Origin of the sequence: Rhizorhapis sp., assembly GCF_035276005.1 — a bacterium.
Lineage (GTDB): Bacteria > Pseudomonadota > Alphaproteobacteria > Sphingomonadales > Sphingomonadaceae > Rhizorhapis.
In genome coordinates this window covers 1-3,087 of record NZ_DATEMB010000023.1, presented here as the reverse complement: position 1 = coordinate 3,087, position 3,087 = coordinate 1, and the positions used below count along the sequence as shown (strand labels likewise).

Sequence of the window (3,087 nt, the reverse complement as noted above, 5' to 3'; positions counted from 1 at the left end):
GTTTCGGCAAGCTGCCGCGTCAGCCTGTCCAGAAAGTCGCTGGACAGGGCGGGATGGGAAGATGCCGGAACACCGGCTAGCGATACTGGTTGGCTGGCCATGGTCTTCAGCCTCTCTTGGGAATGAAGGAATTGAACCGCGTGTCCCAAAGCGGACGGACATCGACGGCTTTGGGCAGCAATTTCTGCCGGAAGAAGATATCGGCGACCTTCTGCTGCGAAGCGATGGCCTCTTCCGTCACCGGACGCAGTTCATAGCTCGCGCTTTGGCGCCGGAACTGGTCGAGCACATAGGCGCGCGGCACGCCGATATCCTGGGCGACGACCCCGGCCCATTGGTCCCGGTTCGCGGCCGCCCAGCCAAAGGCTTTCTGCACCAGCCCCAGATAGTCCCCGATGATCTTTGCCTTTTCCGGATCAGCGAGCGCATCGACATGGGCGGCGACCAGATAGTTGCCGGACAATATGCCGTACGCCGTTTTGAGGATACGTGCCCCTTCGGTCGCGATCACCCGCTGGATCGGGAAGCCGAAGATCGCCCAGGCATCGAGCGCGCCTTGAGAAAATGCAGCCGCGCCGTCGGACACGCCCATGGCAACGGGCGTGATGTCGTGCCAATCAAGGCCAACCTCCTCCAACATGCGGATCAGGAAATATTGGGACGTGGTCGCGCGGACATAGCCGACGCGTTTGCCCTTCAGGTCCGCGATCGTGCGCGCCTTCGAACCCTTGGGCACCATCACCGCCTGATTATTGACATCTCCGTGCAGGATCGCGATCTGGCGAAAGCTCTGAATGGTCGAAGCGGCGGCGAAGATCGGCGGAATCTCGCTCATGCCGCCATAGTCCAGGGAACCGCCGTTGAGCGCCTCCACCACCAGATGACCGGATTGGAAATCGCTATAGGCGAGGTCAAAGCTTTCCGGCCTGATGCCCGCCGCCTTGAACAACAGCCTTGTGTCGGTCTCACCCCTGCCGGTGATCGCGACCCGCAATTTGGGGCGGCCTGCCGTCCCCGCGCCGCATCCGGCGAGCATGAGACAGGATGTGGCGCCTGCGCCTAGGAACAGTCGACGGGACAGCATGTCAGCGGCCACCGCCGCTTTGTCCGGATGAGCGCTCAAACAGGATCACATGGGGATCGCGGAGGAATTCGCGCCGGGCGGCGTCGCGGAGCTTCACCCATGTCCCTAACAGGGAACGTAAGAAACGCATGTTCGTCCTTTCATTAGGCCTAAATTTCTAGTTATTAAGTAGAGATATGTCCCACAAGCAATGCTCCACCAACCATTAGAAATGCTTGATCCATGCTGAAGGTCGATCATGTCGCAATTATCGGTGGCGGGTTCAGCGGTGCGCTGCTGGCCATCAATCTGTTGCGCCACGGCAATATCCGCGTCACGCTGGTCGAGCGACGGCTGGACAGGCTGGGGCGCGGCCTGGCCTATGGCGCGGCTCAAGCCGACCATATACTCAATGTCCGGGCCGCGAATATGAGCGCCCTGCCCGACCAGCCCGGCCATTTCGTCGATTGGCTCAGCACGAACGGACTGGGCAATGAGGGCAGCTTCGCCACGCGCCACGACTATGGCAGCTATCTCTGCGCGATGCTGGAGGCGGCGCGGAATGCGGTTGGCGAAAGACTGACGCTCCGCACGGATGAGGCAATGGACGTCAAGCCGGCGGCCAGAGGAGCCTATGTGGCTCTGAAATCCGGAACCACCGTCGCGGCCGATCTGGTCGTGATCGCCCCCGGAAACTTGCCTCCGCACGACCTGGGGGCCTTCGTGGACATGTCTCGTCCACTCTACTTCAACGACCCCTGGGCCACCGACATTTCCAATGGTCTGGACAAGCATGAGACCGTCTTGCTGCTCGGCAGCGGCCTGACGGCGGTGGATTGCGCCCTCAGCCTGGACGGGACCGGTTTCCGCGGGCGCATCATTGCCTTGTCACGCCGGGGGCTCGTCCCTCACGCCCATGCTCCCGCGCCCGCCTTCTCCGCGCGCAACGACAGTCCGGGCGGCAGCGCATCGGTCCTGGTTCGGGCTGTTCGCCATCGCGCGGTCGAAATCGGCTGGCGCAATGCCGTGGATGAATTGCGCCCCTTCACCCAGGATTTATGGCGTGGCGCTAACCTGGTCGAACGCCGCCGTTTCCTGCATCATCTGCGACCCTATTGGGACGTACATCGTCACCGGATCGCGCCGCAGGTCGCCGCGCGGCTCGACAGGTTGCGCGATCAGAAACGGCTGGAGATCATCGCGGCAAAGATCGTGAGGGCAACGGCGGCCGAAGGGTGCCTGACGGTCGAGATCCGGCGGCGCGGCAGGGACGCAACCGAAGTGCTGCGCATCGCCCGTACGGTGAATTGTACAGGGCCGCTGGGCGACCTACGGCGAACCACCGAACCACTGTTACGAACATTGTCGAGCCGCGGCGAGATAAGAGCCGATCCGCTGGCCATCGGCATCGATGTCGACCGCCAGTGCCGCGCCATTGCCAGCAACGGCGACCCCCAGGAAAGGCTGTATGTCGTGGGGCCGATGACCCGTGGCGCCCACTGGGAAATCGTGGCCGTGCCCGATATTCGCCGGCAAGTCTGGACGCTCGCCCGTCTCCTCACCAACGCCCACTGGGTGGAAGCCGAAGGCTTGTAACGAGGCATCACAGGGTCTGAGAGTCCTCTCTGATTGGGGCGTTTTGGGTCAAGCTGTTTCCTCGTATTCGTGACCGTACCCATGGATCACTCGCTTCTCTCCGCGGTCAGCGCTGGGCTGCCGCATAATGGGGTCAGGAGAGCGGGATGCCTCAAGCTGTTTCGCGACCTTCAGCAAAGCCGAGGATCCGGACTCTCTGAGGTGGCCTCGCCTTCTTGGACAGGTTGGCGGCTAAGTTAAGCTCATCCTGGTTGTCGTTCATGCCGCCATTTGGGTGATCAAATCCTGGGGGGGCATGCCCCCCAGGATTTGAAGCGCCGATTTGCCCATATGCCTCGGCTGGGGTTTTGCCCGCAAGGCGTGAATGAGGACGATGGTTGTCATAATAGGCGAACCATCGGCCAAGGCCGGCACGCAGTTCAGATCCG

At 62.2% G+C, this 3,087-nt stretch carries 3 protein-coding genes and 1 pseudogene; 1 reads left to right on the top strand and 3 read right to left on the bottom strand.

Going from position 1 to position 3,087, the window contains the following annotated elements:
• Positions 1–106 precede the first annotated feature (106 nt).
• The gene (locus VJS46_RS06005) at positions 107–1,084 is read right to left on the bottom strand and encodes an ABC transporter substrate-binding protein (RefSeq protein ID WP_324058575.1); all 978 of its coding nucleotides are present in this window, start codon (positions 1,082–1,084) and stop codon (positions 107–109) included.
• Position 1,085: 1 nt separating this feature from the next.
• Positions 1,086–1,214: a hypothetical protein gene (locus VJS46_RS06000; RefSeq protein WP_324058573.1), complete on the bottom strand. Its 129-nt coding sequence runs from the start codon at positions 1,212–1,214 to the stop codon at positions 1,086–1,088.
• 92 nt (positions 1,215–1,306) lie between these two features.
• Here VJS46_RS06000 and VJS46_RS05995 point away from each other — a divergent pair, with 92 nt between their 5' ends.
• Complete coding sequence (locus tag VJS46_RS05995; protein ID WP_324058571.1) at positions 1,307–2,659, top strand: FAD/NAD(P)-binding protein; 1,353 nt, start codon at positions 1,307–1,309, stop codon at positions 2,657–2,659.
• Between the two features lie 289 nt (positions 2,660–2,948).
• Here the strand turns inward: VJS46_RS05995 and VJS46_RS05990 are convergent.
• Positions 2,949–3,087 (bottom strand): annotated as a pseudogene (locus tag VJS46_RS05990) (integrase core domain-containing protein); the annotation flags it as partial.